We start from the raw sequence: 19,230 nt of genomic DNA on the forward strand, positions 1-19,230 counted from the left end.
CGTCCAGGCGAACTCGATCAAGGAAGCCCTCGACCTGGCCGTGCAGGCCCGCGACGCGCGAAAGCCGCTGTCGATCGGCCTGCTGGGCAACGCGGCCTCGATCGTCCCGCAACTGCTGGCCAACGACGCGCCGATCGACATCGTCACCGACCAGACCTCGGCCCACGATCCGCTGGCCTACCTGCCCGAGGGCGTCGACTTGGCTGACTGGCACGACTACGCCGAGGCCAAGCCCGAGGAGTTCACCGACCGGGCTCGGGCCTCGATGGCCAAGCACGTCGAGGCGATGGTCGGCTTCCTGGACGCCGGGGCCGAGGTCTTCGACTACGGAAACTCCATTCGGGACGAGGCGCGCCAAGGCGGCTTCGCGCGCGCCTTCGACTTTCCCGGCTTCGTGCCGGCCTACATCCGGCCGCTCTTCGCCGAGGGCAAGGGCCCGTTCCGCTGGGCGGCGCTCTCGGGCGACCCGGCCGACATCGCGGCCACCGACAAGGCCATCGTCGAGCTGTTCCCCGAGGACGAACACCTGCGCCGCTGGATCACCGCCGCGGGCGAGAAAGTGCACTTCGAGGGACTGCCCGCCCGCATCTGCTGGCTCGGCTACAAGGAACGCCACCTGGCGGGCCTCAAGTTCAATGAGATGGTCGCCTCCGGCGAGCTCACCGCGCCGATCGTGATCGGCCGCGACCACCTCGACTCCGGCTCCGTGGCCTCGCCGTACCGGGAGACCGAGGCGATGAAGGACGGCTCCGACGCGATCGCCGACTGGCCGCTGCTGAACGCCCTGCTCAACACCGCCTCCGGCGCCACCTGGGTCTCGATCCACCACGGCGGCGGGGTCGGCATCGGCCGCAGCATCCACGCCGGCCAGGTGATTGTGGCCGACGGCACCCCGCTGGCCGCCGAGAAGATCGAACGGGTGCTCACCAACGACCCCGGCACCGGCGTCATGCGCCACGTCGACGCCGGCTACGAACGCGCCGAAGAGGTGGCCCGCGAGCGTGGCCTGCGGGTGCCGATGTGGGAGACCGACGCGGCGTCCGGGTCGTCGAATGCCTGACCTCGTCGCCCACGGCCTGCTCGCGGGCCTCGACGAGATCGCCGGAACCGGCCGCGACCTTCGCGCCGGCGGCTACTCCCGGCACCTGTGGGAGCCGGCCGAGCACGAGTTGCGGGCCTGGTTCACCGAACGTGCCGAGCGGCTGGGCCTGGGCGTGGAGACGGACCGAAACGGCAACACCTGGGCCTGGTGGGGCGCCCCGGGTGCGGATGCCGTCGTCGTCGGCAGCCACCTCGACTCGGTGCCCGGCGGCGGAGCCTACGACGGCCCGCTCGGTGTGGTCTCGGCGCTCGACGCCGTCGCCGGGCTGCAGGCCGCCGGCTTCGTGCCGACCCGGCCGTGCGCGGTGCTGGTCTTCGCCGAGGAGGAGGGCTCCCGGTTCGGGGTGGCCTGCCTCGGCTCCCGGCTGCTCTCCGGCGCCATCGACGCCGACAAGGCCCGGTCGCTGACCGACCGGGCCGGCATCACCCTCGCCGAGGCCGCCGTCACGGCCGGTCTCAACCCCGCCCACCTGGGCCGGGACCAGGACGCCCTCGACCGCATCGGTATATTCCTCGAGCTGCATGTGGAGCAGGGCCGCGGCCTGATCGACCTCGGCCGGCCCCTCGCGGTGGCCTCCTCGATCCTCGCCCACGGCCGTTGGCGGCTGAGCTTCACCGGCCAGGGCAACCACGCCGGCGCGACCCTGATGACCGACCGCCGCGACCCGATGGTGGCCGCCGCGCACGCCATCGTCAGCGTGCAGGAGGCCGCCCTGGCCAGCCCGGGATCCCGGGCCACCGTCGGCCGCATCGAGGCCGTGCCCGGCGGAACCAACGTGATTCCGTCCGCGGTGCACGCCTGGCTGGACGCCCGCGCTGAGACCGACGGGCAGGCCCGCGCCGTGGTCGCCGACATCACCGCCCGGGTGCAGGCCCCGCACGCCGGCTGCTCCGCCACCGTGGCGGAGGAGTCCTGGACGAGCACCGTCACCTTCGACCCCGAGCTCGCCGCCCGGCTGGCCCTGGCGCTCGGTGGCATCCCGGCCCTGCCCACCGGCGCCGGCCACGACGCCGGGGTGCTCGCCTCCGCCCTGCCCACCGCGATGCTGTTCGTGCGCAACCCCACCGGCATCTCCCACTCGCCCGAGGAGTTCGCCACCCTGGAGGACTGCCTCGCCGGCGTCGAGGCGCTGGACACCCTGCTGCGGGAGCTGCTGTGACGACCCCGGCCGTGTCGTACTGGTGTGAGGTCCTGCTGGTCGACGGCGCGAGCGTGCCCGGCGTGCGGTTGGGGGTCGGCTTCGACGGGCGCATCCACAGCCGCGAAGATCACGTGCGCCCCGAGCCCGGCGACGTGCGGCTGGGCACCGTGCTGCCCGGGTTCGGCAACGCGCATTCGCACGCGTTCCACCGCGCCCTGCGCGGCCGCACCCACGATCAGGGCGGCGATTTCTGGCGCTGGCGAGAGTCCATGTACGCCGCCGCCCACACCCTCGACCCGGCGCTCTACCGGCGGCTGGCCACGGCGGTATTCGCCGAGATGCTGGTCAGCGGCTACACCGCCGTGGGCGAATTCCACTACCTGCACCACCGGGCCGACGGCACGCCCTACCCGCAGGCGCACGCCATGGAGCTGGCCCTCGCCGGCGCCGCCCGCGAGGTCGGCATCCGCCTGGTGCTGCTGGACACCATTTACCTCGCCGGCGGCATCCACCGGCCGTTGCTGCCCGAGCAGGCCGGGTTCGGCGACGGCTCCGCGGCCGGCTGGCTGGGCCGCTGGGCCGCCCTGCGCGAAACGATTGAGGCGGATGCCGCCGGCCGGCCGCACGAACCGGCCCTGGTCACCCTCGGAGCCGCCCTGCACTCCGTGCGCGCGGTGCCGGTCGAGTCGATGCGGGAGATCCTCGCCGGCCTGCCCGCCGACGTGCCCCTGCACATCCACCTGTCGGAGCAGCCGCAGGAGAACGCCGACTGCGTGGCCGCGTACGGGGCCACCCCCACGGAGGTTCTGGCCGGGCTGGGTGCGCTCCGCCCCCGGCTGAGCGCGGTGCACGCCACCCACCTCAGTGACGACGACCTGCGCCTGCTCGGCGCCAACGCCGTCACCGTGGTGATGTGCCCCAGCACCGAGGCCGACCTCGGCGACGGCATCGGCCCGGCCCGCGCCCTCGCGGCCGCAGGCGCCCCCATCGCACTCGGCTCCGACCAGAACGCCGTTGTCGACCCGTTCCTGGAGATGCGCGGCCTCGAGATGGGCGAACGCCTGGCCTCCGGCTCGCGCGGCCGGTTCACCCCCGCCGAGCTGCTGCAGGCGGCGAGCACGAACGGCTACGCGTCGCTCGGCCTGCCCGGCGGCGTCCTGGTGCCCGGCGGGCCCGCCGACCTTATCGAGATCGACCCGCAGAGCCTCCGCACGATCGGCGCGCATGTGGAACAGCTCGTTCTCGCCGCGACCGCCGCCGACGTGCGACGGGTGATCGTGGCCGGCCGCCTCGTGGCCGACCGCGGCCGCCTGGTGGGCACGCCCGCGGCCACCGCCACGCCTGACGGCTCCCCCGCCCTGCTCCTCCGCGACGCCCTGGCCGCCCTCGACGACGCGAACCGCGGATGATCGCCCAGGCACGGGCTAATAGTTCCCCATGCGGACAATTGCGTCCGGCACACCGGGCGCAATTGTCCGATCTGGGAACAGTAAGGTCGTGCCACGACACCCGTGTCGCTCTCCCCGACGCCCTCCCCGACGGAAAGGCCACCCGATGACCGCCCAGCTGATCACCGGAATCTCCGAGCTGACCACCCAGGCCGCCGAGACCAGCCACGACGACGACCGGTTGCTGGATGCCGCGCTCGTGATCGAGAACGGCCGCATCTCCTGGATCGGCCCCGCCGCCGAGGCCCCCGCCGCCGACACGTCCGTCGACGTGGGCGGCCGGGCAGTGCTGCCCGGCTGGGTGGACACCCACACCCACCTGATCTTCGCCGGCGACCGTGCCGCCGAGTTCGAGGCCCGCATAGCCGGGCAGCGCTACGCGGCCGGCGGCATCGCGACTACGATGGCGGCCACCCGCTCCGCCACATCCGCCGACCTCATCGGCAACGCCCGGCGGCTGCGCCGGGAGGCCGAGGCCCAGGGCACGACGTTCCTGGAGACCAAGACCGGTTACGGCCTCGACCTGGCCAGCGAGCTGCGTTCGGCCCAGGCCGCAGCCGAGGTCGCCGACGTCGTCACCTACCTCGGCGCCCACGTGGTGCCGCCCGGACTCGACCGGCGCGACTACCTAGACCTGGTCACCGGCCCGATGCTCGCGGCTGTCAGCCCGCACGTGGACTTCATCGACGCCTTCTGCGAGACCGGCGCCTTCGACGTGGAGGAGAGCCACGAGGTACTGCTCGCCGGCCGCGCCGCCGGCCTGGGCCTTCGCCTGCACGGCAACCAGCTCGGCTTCAGCGGCGGGGTGCGCCTCGCGGTGGAGCTCGGTTGCGCCAGCGTCGACCACTGCAACCACCTCGAGGAGGCCGACATCGACGCCCTCGCCGGCTCCGGCACCGTCGCCACGCTGCTGCCGGCCTGCGACCTCTCTACCCGCGAGCCGTTCCCGCCGGCCCGCCGGCTGCTCGACGCCGGCGCGCACATCGCCCTGGCCAGCAACTGCAACCCCGGCACTTCCTACACCACGTCGATGCCGTTCAGCGTGGCCACCGCGGTGCTCCAGATGGGCCTCACCGTGCGCGAAGCGGTCTGGGCGGCCACCCGCGGCGCGGCCCGGTCCGTGGGCCGCGAACACGGGCCGGATGCCGTGGGCTCGCTCACCATCGGCGGCCGCGCGGACCTGCAGGTGCTCGACGCCCCCTCGGTGGCGCACCTCGCCTACCGGCCCGGTGTTTCGCTCTGCCTGGCCACCTGGACCGAAGGGGTGCGCGCGGCGCGTACCCAACCGGGCTTCTGATGGAGACCGACACCGCGGCCGGGCCCGCATCCGCGGGCACCACGATGCTGCGCGCGGCGGACCGCTCGGCGTCGCCGTGGCGCAACGGCACCGGCAGCACCAGCGAGATCCTGGTGCGCGCCGGCGCAGCGGATGCCGCCACCGGCGAACCGGACACCGCCACGGGCCGGTTCGACTGGCGGCTGAGCATCGCCACGGTGTCCGCCGACGGCCCCTTTTCCACCTTCCCGGGGGTGGACCGCTCCTTGATGGCGCTCTCGGCCGCCGGGCTGGGGATCACCGACGAAGGTGCCGCGGTGTGGTTGGGACAGTACGACGTCCACGACTTTCCCGGCGAGAACAGTGTGGCCTCAACCGGTGTCACCGGCGAGACCCTCGACCTTAACCTGATGTGCGACCGCGGCCGACGCCGCGGCACGCTCGGCGCGGAGTCGGTCAGCGGGATGGGCACCGTCGCCGCCGCTGACGCCGACGAGGTGGCGGTCGTGTTCCTCGACGGCTGGCTGGTCTGCCGGGAGCATCCGGGGCCCTGGACCACGCTGGGTGCCCACGACGCCGTGCTCCTCGCCCCCGGCGCGGGCCTGCAGCTCGTCGGCCGCGGCCGGATCGCGATCGCCCGGGTGCGGCCGGCCTGAGCCCGGCTCCCGGGGCTCCTGTAGTGCGTCCTCGGCGCTGGCTCTCGCGGCACGCGGTGTGTGTCGCGGCACGCGGTATTTGTGTCGCGGCACGCGATGTGTACCGCGGCACGCGTTCTAATTCGGGCCGCCGGACCTAACACGTGCCGCGGGAGCGAAAGCGTGCCCCGGGAGCATTGCCGTGGGACCTTGCTGCGGATCTCGTGGCGCACTTTCGCGTCCGTGGCGCGCGCCCGCTCTCGTGGCGGAGGTCAAAATCTGCGCCACGACAGCGAACCTGCGCCTGCAGGGACGAATCTCTCCTCCGCGGGGACGCCTCAGGCCGGGCCTAGCCCTCGACCGGCCAACCGTGCCGGGTGAGAGCATCCCGCGCCAGTGCGCGCGCCGAGTACGGCGTGCGCACGCCCTGGATGTCGCGGTAGTCCTGGTGGCCCGGGCCGGCCCAGAGGATCGCGTCGCCGTCCCTGGCCAGGTCGACGGCGTAGTCGATGGCGGCCTCCGGCGGGGAGACCTCCACGATCTGCTTGCCGGGGAAGGCTTCCCTGGCGGCGTCGACGAGCATCCGACGGATGCTGGCGGGATCCTCGAAGCGGGGGTGGTGGTCGGTGATCACGACGATGTCGGAGCCGGCCGCGGCGACCCGCGCCATTTCGGGGCGCTTGACCGGGTCGCGGTCGCCGTCGGCGCCGAAGAGCATGATGACACGGCCGGTGGTGACGGCCTTGACGGCGCGCAGGGTCTTCTCAAAGGCGTCGGAGCTGTGCCCGAAGTCCACGTACACCCGCGGGCCGGTGGGACCGGAGACGCTCTCGGTGCGGCCGGGGATGTAAACCTCGATGCCGTCCTGCAGTGCTTCCTGCATCCGGGCGGCGGAGTAGCCGGCGTTCAGAATCATGGCGACGGCGAGGCCGGCGTCCGCGACTAGGTGGTCGCCGAGTAGGGCGACGGTGGTCTCCACGGTATCGCCGGCGCGGTTCGTGACGCGGAAGCGGGTGGACTCCGGCAGGGCCTCAAGGATCTCAAGGCGCCAGTCCGGGTCGGTGTCGGGATCGGCGGAAATCGACGACACCGGGATGGTGGGTTCGGCCAGGAGGCGGACGCCCCAGGAGGTTTCCAGGCTGACGATCGCGGCGCGGGCGCGCTCAGGCCGGAACAGGAGCTCCTTGGCGGCGAAGTACTTCTCCATGGTGCCGTAGTCGTCGAGGTGGTCGATGGAGAGGTTGGTGAAGCCGACGCTGTCAAAGACGATGCCGTCGACGCGACCGTGGGTGAGGCCCTGGGCGCTCACCTCGAGCACCACCGCTTCCACGTGCTGTTCCTTCATGCGAGCCAGGAGCGCGTGCACGTCGGTGGCCTCCGGGGTGGTCAGCCGGGACACGAACACCTCGCCCGCGATGTGCCGTTCGGCCGTCGTGGACAGCCCGGTGACCAGGCCCATCTGGCGGAGCACGGCCTCGAGCACGTATGCGGTGGTGGTCTTGCCGTTGGTTCCGGTGATACCGAAGATGGTCGGGGCGTTGTCGGCGGTGCCGTAGATGAAGGCGCTGAGCTCGCCGAGCCGTTCGCGGAGGCGGTCGCTGATGATGGTGGGCACGCCCGCAGCGCGGGCCGTGTCTTCGCCCGCTGCGTCGGTGAGTACCGCGACGGCGCCGGCCTGCACCGCGCGGGCGGCGAACTGGGCGCCGTGGCCGTTCTTGCCGGGCAGCGCCACGAACAGGTCACCCGGCTGCACCGACTGGGTCGAGAGGGCGATCCCGGAGACAATCGTGGCCGCGTCCGCGGCGGCGGCCGAGGTCTGGGCGCTGGACGCGACATCCGCCAGCGTCACCTGCGGTGGGGTGCTCGGCCGGACGACGGGCGGGATACTTTCGTTGGTCATGCTGGTGCCTCCACTATCAACCCCCCAGACGAGGGCACAGTACTACCGTATGTGGTCGCGACACCCGCTTCATGCCGGTCTGCGCATATCCGGCCAGACTCATACCAACCTCGTAGGATTCACCAAGGGCCGGGCCGTCGCACGGGTCCGGTCAACTCAGGATGTCCTTGGTCAGGAACCGGCCGTAGGCCAGCGCCCCGAAGAGGAGCAGGTAGCCGGCCTGCAGCAGCGCGTTCGCGCCGAACGAGGAGAAGTCCACCGGCTGGCGCAGCAGGTCGGCGAAGTCGAGCCAGTAGTGGCTGAACAGCCACGGATGCAGCCACTCCAGCTGCGGGAGCGAGTCCAGCACCTGGGTCACGACCGAGAGCACGATGGTGGCGGCCATGGCGCCGACGGGCACCACGGTGAGGGTGGAGAAGAACAGGCCGATCGCCGAGAGGCCCAGCAGCGACACCGTCACGTAGCCGGCGATGAGCAGCGCCCGGCCGAACGACTCGGCCAGCCCGATCGTGTCGCCGGAGAGCAGGGTGAGCGGCCCGACGGGGAAGAGCGCCAGCCCGGCGAGCACCCCGGCGGTGACCACGGTGACCGTGGCCGCCAGGCAGAACGCGGCCGCGCCGAGGTATTTCACCACGAGCAGCCACACCCGGCCCGCGGGCGCCACGAGCAGGTAACGCAGGGTGCCGAGACCGGCCTCACCCGCGATCGTGTCGCCGACGACGACGCCCACCGTGAGCGGCAGGAACAGCGGGATCGACACGATGAGACCGGTCACCGCCACGAACAGGCCGTTCTGGGTGACCTGGTCGAGGAACGGCGGGCCGCGGCCGGGGCTCGGTTCTCGCGAGGAGAGGCGTACCGCGACCGCGATGAGCACGGGGACCGCCGCCAGCGCGAGCAGCAGCGCCCACGTGCGGCGGCGGCGGAAGAGCACGTTCAGTTCGGACACGAGCAGGGCCCACGCGCCGAGCGGGCGCGCGGGCGCTGTCGCGGATGCGGATTGGGCCGCGGCAGCGATGCCAGCGATCGCGCCACCGGTGTCGGGCGCGCCTCGAGACGTGCCGCCGGGCGCCGGCTGGCTATCGGACAACGTCGAACCCCTCTCCGGTCAGCGCCACGAAACGATCCTCCAGGCTGGTGTTCTGCACCTCGAAGCCGCGCACCCGCACGCCGGCGGCCACGAGGGCGGCGACAAGTTCTTCGGGCAGGGCGCCGCCGCCGAGTTGCCCTCCTGCGGACCAGTTGCCCTGCTCCGCCGGGGCAACTCGTCCGGAACGGGGCAGCTCGAGGGGCGCGCTCACCCACGGGTCGCCCGCGCGGTCGCCGAGGTCCTCCGGCACCGGTTCCGGCGCGGCCGGGAGGCCGGCGGCGACGAGCACGCGCACCGCGGCGGCCGCATCCGGCGTGCGTACCCGCACCCGGGACTCGCCCGCGCGCAGCTCGTCGAGGGTGCCCTGGGCCACGAGGCGCCCCGCGCTCATGATGGCGGCATGGGTGCACATGTGCTCCACCTCGGCGAGCAGGTGGCTGGAGACGAAGACCGTGGTGCCCTCGCCCGACAGCGACCGCACCAGGGCCCGCACCTCACGGGTGCCCTGCGGGTCCAGCCCGTTGGTCGGTTCGTCGAGCACCAGCAATCGGCGCGGCATCAGCAGGGCATTGGCGATGCCCAGTCGTTGCTTCATGCCCAGCGAGTACGCGGACACCTTCTTGCGGGCCGCGTTCGACAGGCCGACCCGTTCCAGCGCCCGGTCCACCCTGGCCTTCCGGGTCCGCCAGGGTGCGGCGCGGTCGGCGGTGTCCAGGCGGGCCAGGTTCGCCGCACCCGAGAGGAACGGGTAGAACGCCGGACCCTCGACGAGCGCACCCACCTGCGGCAGCACCCGGGCCAGCCGGCCCGGCATCGGCTCGCCGAGCACCGACACCTCGCCACTGGTGGCCGCAGCGAGGCCGAGCATCACCCGGATGCTCGTGGTCTTGCCGGACCCATTCGGGCCCAGGAAGCCGAACACCGAGCCGGTCGGCACCGCGAGGTCGACCGCGTCGACCGCGAGCTGCCGGCCGAACCGCTTGGTGAGTGCCCGGGTCTCGATAGCCAGGTCACCTGCCCGGGCGGCCGGTGTCACTCGGCGGCGACGGCCTGCAGCCGCTCCACAGACACCGAGCCGGCGAACACCCGGCCGTCATCGGTGATCAGCACCGACAGGAGCGTTGAGCGCAGCGCCCGGCCACCGTCCACGGCCTCGGTGAGTTGTGTGTACAGGGGCGAGGTGGTGAGTTCGGCGAGGCCGGACCCATCCGCGCTGGCCGGCACCGCAATCACGGCGTCCCAGCCGGTGCCGACGACGGTGGCGCCGCCGTGGTCGGTCTGGTCGGCCTTGGGGGTCTTGTCGGGTGTAGCGTCGCCCCGTTCGGGCAGGGTTTCCTCGGTCACAGTGGCGCCCGCCGGCGGGGTGAAGGCGAAGAGGTCGGCGTCCGGGGCCTCGAAGCTGACCGCGGTGAAGGTTACCTCGATGGCGGGTTCGGCCGCATCCGAGGCGAAGACCTGCACCCGCAGCGGCAATCCGGTGTCGGAGTCGACCGCGATGGCGACGGACCCCACCAGGGTGTCGGCGGTGTTCGGGGTGAGCACGAGCTCATAGGCGCCCCGGCCGGCGATCTGGGTGTTCTCGCCCAGGCTGACGATGGTGTTGGGGGTGACGTCGGCAAGGAACGTGTCGGCAAGGTCGCTCGGCGTGTAGGTTTCCTCCGGGCTGGTCCGACCGGCGGCGGCGTCCGGCAGGGTGGTGTGCGCGGCGGTGTTGTCGGCTGAGTCGTACAGCCAGACGTCGGATCCGTTCTGGATCAGGTTGCGCTCGGACATCGGGTACCGCACCTGCACCCGGGACTTGTCGGCACCGTTCTGGTAGACCCGCACGGTGTGGCTGCCGGTCAGCAGCTCGAGGGCGTCGGAGACCTCGCTGGTGGCGGCGTCACCGGTGCTGGGCAATTCGGGCAGGCCGAGGTCCGAGGACTGTTCGAGGGTGCCGGAGAAGGTGTCGACGCCGCTGCCCGCTGCCAGTTCGAGCACCTGTTTGGGCGTCTTCTCGGGAAGGTCGACGGCCGCGCCGGCCTGCAGCGGTGCGGCGAGCACGCCCACCACGATTACCGCGGGCACCGCAACGGCGGGCACCCACTTCAGCCAGGGTCGGGACATGACGTGCAACCTCCGTTGTCACAATTGGACCTGTCGCGCTACTACGTCCGACCCTACGCTCCGAGTCTGGAAATACCACCCGACTATCGGCAGTCGCCCAGCTAGACCAACGGTGCCGAACAGGATGCGTCGACCGCGGCCGCGACCCCGTGTCCGTCCTGCCAGGTGACGCTGACGATTCCGCAGTTCGGGAACCCGGCGGTCACGGCCCGTCCGGCATCAGCGCCCGCAGCAGGCTGCCGAGCACCGCGCCGTGGGTGACGACGAGGATGTCCCCGGCATCGGCCGTGGTGGCCAGTTCCGACGCGGCGACCACCGTCGCCAAGGCCACCGTCATGCGGGCATTCACGGCGGCGGCGCACTCGGCGCGGCCGAGCGGGTCGAGGCGGTGGATGGCGTCGAGCAGGCTGTCGAACCCGTTCGCGGTGATCCGCGGGAACGCTGCCGATCCGGCCGCGTAGACCGTGCCGTGCTCGGCGAAGACCGGTTCCCAGAGCGAGGCGTTGGGTTGGCCCTCCCAACCGCCGAAGTGCCACTCCCGCAGCTCGACCATGGGGGTGGGGACGAGTTGCGGATGCCCGGCGAGCGCCCCCGCCATGGTGGTGCGGGTGCGGGTCAGGTCGCTCATGAACGCCGCCGCGAGCGGCACCTCCCGCATCCACTCACCGAGCGCGGCCACCTGGGCCTCGCCGCGGGCGGTCAGCGGCGAGTCGCACCAGCCCTGCAGCTGGCCGTTCACGTTGAAGAGGGTTTCAGCGTGGCGGACAAAGTGGATGCGCCCGCTCACGTGGCGCCGAGGTCGGAGTCCGCCGGGGCGGCCCCGATCGAGTCCGTGGTGGAGGTGAGCTGGGCTATGGTGGCGCCTTTCGGATGATTGCGGTTCAGAAGATTATCGCAGGCGAGCCGGCCCGGCTGCCGGCGAGTCGCCCGCGGCCCAGCCCATCAGCGCCGCCGCCACGGCCCGGGCCGAGCGGGCGTGCCAGGTCGAGCCGGTTTCGGCCTGGTCCCAGACCAGGGACAGCCCACACCAGGCGATCGTCCACTCGGCCAGGACCGTCGGCGCGAGATCCGCCTGCCGGCTGATGGTCTCGACGCGGTCGGCGAGATGGGCGAGCGATGCCGCCTCGGTCGGGTTGCAGAGGATGTTCGCGAAGTCGAAGGCGCGGTGCCCGATCAGCCCCTTCGGGTCGATCGCCGCCCAGTGGTCACCGAAGTCGAGCACGTTTCCGTGGTGGATGTCGCCGTGCAGCACCGCGACATCCGCCGGTGCGGTGGTGCCCAGCAGTCGCTCGGCCAGCTCGGCGGCCTGGCGCAGCAGCGGATCGGCGGAGTCGGCGGCCAGCAGGTCGGCGAACCACCGGCGGAGCGGGACCAGCTCCACGCCGTCCTGCGCGGTCGGCGCCGGGTGGTGGTGCAGCGCAATCGCGGTCTGCACCAGGATCCCGGTCGCCGCGGCGTCCTGCCCGGAGGCGGCCATGAGCACGAGGTCGCGTGGCCCGGTGGCGCGCATCATGAGGATGGCGCGCTCCTCGCGCTCCAACACCGTCGCGGCCCCCCGGCCGTCTTACCAGTCCAGCAGTGCGCCGCCCCGCTCTTCCTCGTCGACCAGGGCGAGTTTCAGCATCACCGGGGAGCCCTGCCGGATGCCCGGCATCAGCTCACTTGACCGGGTGTGCTGCGGCGGGCCGGCAGGAGTCACGCCCCACCCGACAAGCCGCCGGCGCATCTCGGTGGACGGCTCCTGCATGCGCTCAGGTTATCCCGCGGCGCGACCAGCACGGGTTACGGCTCGGGGGTGGGCACGTAGTGCACGGCCACGTCCAGCCGGTCGAGCTGGGCGCGGTGTTCGGCCGGGAGGTCGGCGCTGACGATGATGTCGTCGAACACCGCCAGGTCGACCACGTGGTGCAGCCCCTTCGCGCCGAACTTCGTCACATCGACCAGCAGCACCTTGCGGTCCGCCATCTCGATGAGCGCCTGCTTGGTGCGGGCCGCCTCAGCGTCGGGGTGGAACAGGGCGTCGTTCTTCACGGAGGTGGTGGAGATGAAGACGACATCGGCGGAGATGCGCTTGATCTGATCGATCACCACTGAGCCGAGGAACGAGTCGGTTTCCGGGTAGTACTGGCCGCCGAGGCCGAGCAGCTTGATCTCCGGATGCGCCCGGGTGAGGTCGTGCATCAGCGCGAGCGAGTGTGTGATCACGGTGGCCGGCGCCCGGGGGGCCAGAACCGGAAGCATCGCGGCGGCGGTCGTGGAGTCGTCGATGGCCACCATGTCGCCGGCCCGGATCAGGGCGGCGGCGGCCCGCGCCAGGGCCAGCTTCTCGTTGACCTTCGTGGCCCGCCGCAGCCGCACGTCCCGCTCGAGGAACGCGTGCGGGAGGGCCCGCGCGCCACCCCGGACACGCTCGATCAGGCCCTCCCGGGAGAGCAGGTCGAGGTCGCGGTGAATCGTCATGGCGCTCACGGTGAACGCCCCGGCGAGCTCCTCCGCCCGGGCCACCGTGTGGGAATCGATGTAGCGCACCAGTTCACCGCGGCGCGCCACGGCGGTCAGGCCGTCGCGGGGTGCCGACGCTCCGTCTGGCCCTCCGGACATCTCACTTTTCATGTTCCCCATGATAGATCAATCCCGGCACTTCCGTCAGAATTATCACCCAAAACGGTAATTATGGTAATTGCTGTGTTACTTTTGGCGAATTGAGTTTCTGATGGCCCATCGTAAGGACGCGAATAATGGCATCACTGGCAACGCAGACCCAGCCCACTGGATCCACGGGCACCACCCGCGAAGGCATCCTGGACAAACTCGGATTACCCCGCCCACTGATCTGGGGGTTCGTCGGACTGGCGCTCTTCATGATCGGCGATGGGGTCGAGACGAACATCCTCTCCCCCTTTCTCACCGGCGAACACGGCTTCTCCATCCCACTGGTCGGCCTGCTCGTCACCGTCTACGGCGTCGCCGTGGCGGTCGCGGCGTTCTTCTCCGCCGCCCTCTCCGACCTCTGGGGCCCGCGGCGGGTGATGATGATCGGCGCCGGCATCTGGGTATTCTTCGAACTCGCCTTTCTCATTCTGGCGCTGAACTCCAGCGACGTGGTGCTGATCTTCATCACCTACGGCCTACGCGGGTTCGGCTATCCGTTCTTCGCCTACGGCTTCCTGGTCTGGATCACCGCCACCGCCAACCCCAAGCGCCTGGCCAGTTCGATCGGCTGGTTCTACGTGGCCTTCACCGCCGGATTGCCCACCCTCGGCGCGTTGGTCGCCACCAGCACCCTCGACATCTTCCACCTCTCGATGTTCCAGACCCTCTGGGTCTCCCTGGGCCTGGCCGTGCTGGGCGCGGCCGTCGCGTTGATCGGCGTCAAGGAGAAGCTCGGTCGCGCTCCCCTGGTCACCAACTCCGACGAGGTCTTCACGGTTCTCACCTACGGCCTCAAGCTGTTGGCCACCAAGCCCAAGGTGCTGATGGTCATGCTCACCCGCATGATCAACTCCATCCCCACCTACGGCATGGCCATCTTCTTCCCCGCCCTGTTCGTCGACCGGTTCCACTGGAGCATCGGCCAGTTCCTCATCCTCACCACGGTCATCTACGCGGTGAACATCCCGTTCAACCTGTTCTTCGGCTGGCTCGGCGACCGGAACGGCTGGAGCCGCACGGTCACCTGGTACGGCGCCGTGCTCTGCGCCGTCTCGATGCTGGCCCTCTACGTGGTGCCCGACTTCGCGATCAGCCAGGGCTGGCCGTTCGCGTACGCCCTCACCCTGCTGGTGGGCGCCGTCTTCGGCATCGGCCTGGCCGGCTTCGTGCCGCTGTCCGCCATCGCCGTCTCGCTCGCCCCCCAGCACCCGGGGGCCGCAATGAGTTCCTACAACCTCGGCATCGGCGCCGCCGTCTTCGCCGGCCCGCTGCTGGTCGCGCTGCTCTACAGCACTCTCGGTGCCCTCGGCCTTGTGGTGTTGTTCGCCGCGCTGTACCTCGTCGCTGCCGCGATGTCCACAGTGCTGCGCGGCACCCAGCCGGGCTTCGACGGTGTACCGCCGGCCTCCGTCATCCGCGCACCGGAGGTGGACCTCGCCATCCGCTAGCGCCCCCCGCATCCCCCACCTTCCCGGTACGACCACGCACTCCCCACGCAAGGACACGACAATGACCACCACAAGCACAACCATCACCACCGCCCTCCGCCCCGAGAACCTGGCCGCACTGGCCGCGACCGTCAGCGTGCCGGCCTACGACCGCGCCGGGCTCACCGCGGGCATCATGCACTTCGGCGTCGGCGGTTTCCACCGGGCGCACCAGGCGCTCATGATCGACGACCTGCTGGGCCAGGGCCTGGCCCGCGACTGGGCCATCTGCGGCATCGGCGTGCTCCCTTCCGACGCCACCATGCGCGACGTGATGAAGGCCCAGGACGGCTTGTATACCGTGGTCGAGAAGCACGCCGACGGCCACCTCGAGGGCCGGGTCATCGGTTCCATCATCGACTACATGTTCGCGCCGGACGACGTCGAGGCCGTCATCGAACGGATGGCCAGCCCGGCCGTGCGCATCGTCTCGCTCACCGTCACCGAGGGCGGCTACAACATCCACCCCGTCACAGGTGCGTTCGACCTCACCACCCCGCAGGTCGCCGCCGACCTCGTCACGGGCAGCGTGCCGGCCACCGCGTTCGGCATCACCGTCGAGGCGCTCCGCCGCCGGCGGGACCGTGGTATCACTCCGTTCACGGTGATGTCCTGTGACAACCTGCAGAACAACGGCGAGGTGGCGCGGCATACCTTCGTCGCTTTCGCCGCCGCCAAGGACGCCGAACTGGCCGCCTGGATCGATGCGTCGGTGGACTTCCCGAACTGCATGGTCGACCGGATCACCCCCGGCACCACCGACGCTGACCGCGCCCTCGTCGCCGATACCTTCGGCGTCACCGACGGTTGGCCGGTGGTTTGCGAACCGTTCTTCCAGTGGGTGCTGCAGGACACCTTCACCGGCGGCCGGCCGCCGTTCGAGCACAGCCGCACCCAGCTGGTCGCGGACGTGGAGCCCTACGAACTGATGAAGCTGCGTCTGCTCAACGCCAGCCACCAGGGCCTGTGCTACTTCGCCCACCTGATGGGCTACCGCCTGGTGCACGAGGCCGCCGGCGACCCGCTGATCGCGGAGTTCCTGCGGGCCTACATGGACCGCGAGGGCACCCCCACGCTCAAGCCGGTTCCCGGCATCGACCTCGAGGCCTACAAGGCCGAGCTGATCGAACGCTTCTCCAACCCCGGCGTGCGCGACACCGTCGCCCGGCTCTGCAACGAGTCCTCCGACCGCATCCCGAAGTGGCTGCTCCCGGTCGTGAACGACCAGCTGGCCGCCGGCGGACACGTCGAGCTCTCCGCCGCGATCGTGGCCAGCTGGGCCCGGTACGCCGAGGGCATCGACGAGCAGGGCGAGCCGATCGACGTCTGCGACCGCATCAAGGAGCGCGTCATGGCCAGCGCGGCCGGTTACGCGATGGACGGTCACTCCTTCCTGCGCGACCGCGACCTGTTCGGCAGCCTGATCGAGAACGAGATCTTCGTCACCGAGTACGACCGGGCGTTGGGCTTGCTGCATAGCGTGGGCGCCCGCCGCACCCTGGAGATTTTGCTCGGCCACAACAGCGACGCCTCTGCCGCACCGGTCACCGAGAGTCTCGGCGCCCGATGACGCTGGTCGCGGGTGTGGACTCCTCCACCCAATCCTGCAAGATCGTCATCCGCGCTGCCGAGACCGGCGCCCTCGTGCGTACCGGCCGCGCCTCGCATCCCGACGGCACCTCCATCCACCCGGACCGCTGGTGGCACGCCCTCCAGGTCGCGACCACCGACGCCGGCGGCCTGGCCGACGTGGCCGCCCTGGCCGTGGGCGGCCAGCAGCACGGCATGGTGGCGCTGGATTCCACCGGAGCGGTGGTGCGCGATGCCCTGCTCTGGAACGACACCCGGTCGGCGCAGGCGGCGCTGGACCTGATCAAGGAGCTCGGCCACGGTGACCCCGTCACCGGCGCGGTGGCCTGGTCCGGCATCATCGGCTCGGTGCCGGTCGCCTCCCTCACGGTCACCAAGCTGCGCTGGCTCCGCGACGCCGAGCCCGTCAACGCGGGCCGGGTGGCCGCGGTGGCGCTGCCCCACGACTGGCTCACCTGGCGGCTCGCCGGGCACGGCGCCGGGTCGGGCGCCGCCGGGCTCGCGAGCCTCACCACCGACCGTTCGGATGCCTCCGGCACGGGTTACTGGTCGCCGCTGAGCGAGGACTACCGGCGCGACCTGCTCGAGCTGGGCCTCGGCCACGACGCGATCCTGCCCCGGGTGATCGACCCGGGTGCCCGGGCCGGCCAGACCCCCGGCGGCATCGTGCTCGGCGCCGGCGCGGGCGACAACGCCGCGGCGGCGCTGGGCCTCGGCCTGGTGGAGGGCGATGTGGCGATCTCGATCGGCACCTCGGGTGTGGTCTCGGCGATCTCCGCAACACCCACCACGGATGCCAGCGGCCTGGTCACCGGCTTCGCCGACGCCACCGGCGCGTTCCTGCCCCTGGCCTGCACCCTGAACGCCGCCCAGGTGCTCGACGCCGCTGCCCGGATGCTCGGCGTCGACCATGCCGGGCTCAGCAGCCTGGCCCTGGCGGCGCCGGCCGGGGCGGACGGTCTGGTGTTGATCCCGTACCTCGAGGGCGAGCGCACCCCGAACCGGCCGGACGCCACCGGAGCACTACACGGGCTGCGGAGCGTGAACACCACCCCGGCGCACTTCGCCAGGGCCGCCGTGGAGGGCATGCTCTGTGCCATGGCCGACGGCCTGGACGCCCTGCGCGACCAGGGCGTGCCCGTGCACCGGGTGTTCCTCATCGGTGGCGGCGCCCAGTCCGAGGCCGTCCGGCGCATCGCCCCGGCGGTGCTCGGCCTCGACGTGACGGTGCCCAGCCAGGGCGAGTACGTCGCCGACGGCGCCGCCCGCCAAGCCGCCTGGGCCCTCCTCGGCGGCGACCGGCCGCCGGCCTGGGCGCTCTCCGACGGCGACACCTACCGCGCCACGCCCACCCCGCAGGTGCGCGCCCAGTACGCGGCCGTCCGTGACCTCACGGCCGTCCGTCCCGCCTGACCCGTCCCGCCCGCTGGCCGGGCGCCGGGAGGGGAACGCCGCTCACGACGCGGCGGCCTCCCGGGCGTCGGCCGGCGTGCGTTCCACCCGGTCGGCGCCCGCCCGCCAGCCGAGCGCCGGTGCGATCTCGGTCGCGACCACGGTGAGGATGTGCTTGACGACCTCGATCGGGTGGTCGAACGGCAACGCGATGATCAGCTCGTCGGATTCGGCCAGGGCCACATCCGCGCCGAGGAACCGCACGATGTCCTCGGGGGACCCCGCCGGCACCTTGCCGAACTGGGCGCGGAGGTTGCCCAGCGGTGCCGCGCCGGTCGCGGCCTGAGCCGCCTGGCGTTCCTGGTCGCGGCTGATCAGCCCGGCGTAGTCGTCGCGGTCGCGGCCCTGTGTGATGGGCAGCACCTGGCGGCTCACCGCCGCGTACGACGGGCGGTGGCTGGTCCGGGCGTGCGCCTCGCGGTAGCCCCTGATCGAATCCCGCTGGGACTCTTCGAAGCTGAGCCCGACGCCGCCCTCGGTCTGCAGCGTCGACAACTGCAACCGCAGGCCCCGGCTGCCCGTGCGGATGGCGCTGACCTTGCTCCCCGCACCGTAGTAGACCCGGTCCCGCAGGGTGGGACTGTGTGGGAGCACGGCGAGCGGGGTGCCTTCCGGCGCGATGAGGAACTCCGCATCGGCAACGGCTACGGTCTCCCCCTCCACGGCGCGGAAAAACTTCTTCAGCTCCGTGTCGACGACGCTCTGCAGGTCACCGTCGATGGGCCCGTACACCTCGCTGTAGATGGAGTCCTGCCCGGCGTACCCGGAGCTGAGGCCCAGCTCGAGCCGGCCGTTGGTGAGCAGATCCACCGTCGCGGCATCCTCGGCGAGGCGGGCGGCGTTCTCGAAGCGCAGCGGGATCACCGCGGTGCCGAGGCGGATGTTCGATGTGCGGGCGCCGGCAGCGGTGAGGAACGGCAGCGGCGAGGACAGGTAGTTCTGCAGGTGGCGGTGGCGCACCCATCCCGTGTCGTAGCCGAGCTCGTCGGCCAGTTCGAAGAGTTCCAGCCCGTCGTTAAGCCCCTGGGAGAAGGGGCCGCGCGGCCCCTGGCTCACGTTGCCGTGCTCGACGAACGCCAGAAATCCGAGGCGGAACGGGATCGTCGTGCTCATGTGGTTTCTCCTTTGCCCTGACTGACCATCATCATGGGCATGGCCCGGCGGCTGGCCCGGCGGTGTCACAGTTCGACGCATACCCCGCCCGACCCGCCTGGTTCTGGTTACGTCCCCTTGAGTGGTGTGGTTTCTCGCTCTTGAGCGTTGCTTCGGCAACGTAAAGAGCCACCGTGGGATGGTCAGTGAGTACCGACTAAAGCAACTCACAAAGGACACCACACGATGGCTCTAGACC

At 71.4% G+C, this 19,230-nt stretch carries 16 protein-coding genes and 1 pseudogene; 8 read left to right on the plus strand and 9 right to left on the minus strand.

The genetic code is table 11. The annotated features are described in order from the left end of the window. The 5 genes from hutU to JWP54_RS17110 all read left to right on the plus strand — a co-directional run. Positions 1–1,060 (plus strand): urocanate hydratase (hutU, locus tag JWP54_RS17090; RefSeq protein ID WP_297374609.1); only part of this gene is annotated, 1,060 nt, incomplete at its 5' end. Further along, positions 1,053–2,261: an allantoate amidohydrolase gene (locus JWP54_RS17095; RefSeq protein ID WP_297374612.1), complete on the plus strand. Its 1,209-nt coding sequence runs from the start codon at positions 1,053–1,055 to the stop codon at positions 2,259–2,261. The genes hutU and JWP54_RS17095, both read left to right, overlap by 8 nt. Then, positions 2,258–3,652, plus strand: a complete 1,395-nt coding sequence (locus tag JWP54_RS17100) for a formimidoylglutamate deiminase (RefSeq protein ID WP_297374614.1) — start codon at positions 2,258–2,260, stop codon at positions 3,650–3,652. Before JWP54_RS17095 ends, JWP54_RS17100 begins: the two co-directional genes overlap by 4 nt. 145 nt (positions 3,653–3,797) lie before the next feature. Then, positions 3,798–4,988: an imidazolonepropionase gene (hutI, locus tag JWP54_RS17105; protein ID WP_297374617.1), complete on the plus strand. Its 1,191-nt coding sequence runs from the start codon at positions 3,798–3,800 to the stop codon at positions 4,986–4,988. Then, entirely contained in the window at positions 4,988–5,623 is a 636-nt protein-coding gene (locus JWP54_RS17110; RefSeq protein ID WP_297374620.1) for a HutD family protein, read from the plus strand. The genes hutI and JWP54_RS17110 overlap by 1 nt, the downstream gene beginning before the upstream one ends. Positions 5,624–5,951: 328 nt before the next feature. Here the strand turns inward: JWP54_RS17110 and JWP54_RS17115 are convergent, their stop codons facing one another. The 8 genes and pseudogenes from JWP54_RS17115 to JWP54_RS17150 all read right to left on the minus strand — a co-directional run bounded on the left by JWP54_RS17115 (position 5,952) and on the right by JWP54_RS17150 (position 13,299). Continuing rightward, on the minus strand, positions 5,952–7,502 hold the full coding sequence (locus JWP54_RS17115; RefSeq protein WP_297374623.1) for a Mur ligase family protein: 1,551 nt from the start codon (positions 7,500–7,502) through the stop codon (positions 5,952–5,954). Positions 7,503–7,653: 151 nt separating this feature from the next. Then, entirely contained in the window at positions 7,654–8,520 is an 867-nt protein-coding gene (locus JWP54_RS17120; protein WP_297374650.1) for an ABC transporter permease, read from the minus strand. 61 nt (positions 8,521–8,581) lie between these two features. Further along, positions 8,582–9,628, minus strand: a complete 1,047-nt coding sequence (locus tag JWP54_RS17125; RefSeq protein WP_297374625.1) for an ABC transporter ATP-binding protein — start codon at positions 9,626–9,628, stop codon at positions 8,582–8,584. Continuing rightward, the gene (locus JWP54_RS17130) at positions 9,625–10,698 is read right to left on the minus strand and encodes a DUF2092 domain-containing protein (RefSeq protein ID WP_297374628.1); all 1,074 of its coding nucleotides are present in this window, start codon (positions 10,696–10,698) and stop codon (positions 9,625–9,627) included. Before JWP54_RS17130 ends, JWP54_RS17125 begins: the two co-directional genes overlap by 4 nt. Before the next feature lie 202 nt (positions 10,699–10,900). Continuing rightward, the gene (locus JWP54_RS17135) at positions 10,901–11,485 is read right to left on the minus strand and encodes a histidine phosphatase family protein (protein ID WP_297374631.1); all 585 of its coding nucleotides are present in this window, start codon (positions 11,483–11,485) and stop codon (positions 10,901–10,903) included. Positions 11,486–11,587: 102 nt separating this feature from the next. Next, positions 11,588–12,250: pseudogene (locus JWP54_RS17140) on the minus strand (aminoglycoside phosphotransferase family protein); the annotation flags it as partial. A gap of 12 nt (positions 12,251–12,262) precedes the next feature. Next, entirely contained in the window at positions 12,263–12,445 is a 183-nt protein-coding gene (locus JWP54_RS17145; RefSeq protein ID WP_297374633.1) for an aminoglycoside phosphotransferase family protein, read from the minus strand. Between the two features lie 35 nt (positions 12,446–12,480). After that, complete coding sequence (locus tag JWP54_RS17150; RefSeq protein WP_297374636.1) at positions 12,481–13,299, minus strand: DeoR/GlpR family DNA-binding transcription regulator; 819 nt, start codon at positions 13,297–13,299, stop codon at positions 12,481–12,483. Positions 13,300–13,436: 137 nt separating this feature from the next. Between JWP54_RS17150 and JWP54_RS17155 the strand changes: the two genes are divergently transcribed. From JWP54_RS17155 to JWP54_RS17165, 3 genes are all read left to right on the plus strand, one after another. Beyond that, positions 13,437–14,798: an MFS transporter gene (locus JWP54_RS17155; protein WP_297374639.1), complete on the plus strand. Its 1,362-nt coding sequence runs from the start codon at positions 13,437–13,439 to the stop codon at positions 14,796–14,798. A 61-nt stretch (positions 14,799–14,859) separates the two neighbouring features. Then, positions 14,860–16,407 (plus strand): mannitol dehydrogenase family protein, encoded by a 1,548-nt coding sequence (locus JWP54_RS17160; RefSeq protein WP_297374642.1) that lies wholly within the window; start codon positions 14,860–14,862, stop codon positions 16,405–16,407. Continuing rightward, positions 16,404–17,840, plus strand: coding sequence for a xylulokinase (locus JWP54_RS17165; protein WP_297374645.1), 1,437 nt, complete (start codon positions 16,404–16,406; stop codon positions 17,838–17,840). The genes JWP54_RS17160 and JWP54_RS17165 overlap by 4 nt, the downstream gene beginning before the upstream one ends. Before the next feature lie 42 nt (positions 17,841–17,882). Here JWP54_RS17165 and JWP54_RS17170 read toward each other — a convergent pair whose 3' ends face one another. Continuing rightward, on the minus strand, positions 17,883–18,992 hold the full coding sequence (locus JWP54_RS17170) for an LLM class flavin-dependent oxidoreductase (RefSeq protein WP_297374648.1): 1,110 nt from the start codon (positions 18,990–18,992) through the stop codon (positions 17,883–17,885). Between the last annotated feature and the right edge of the window lie 238 nt (positions 18,993–19,230).

It is taken from the genome of Cryobacterium sp. (assembly GCF_025463825.1).
In the GTDB taxonomy this organism is placed as follows: Bacteria; Actinomycetota; Actinomycetes; order Actinomycetales; family Microbacteriaceae; genus Cryobacterium.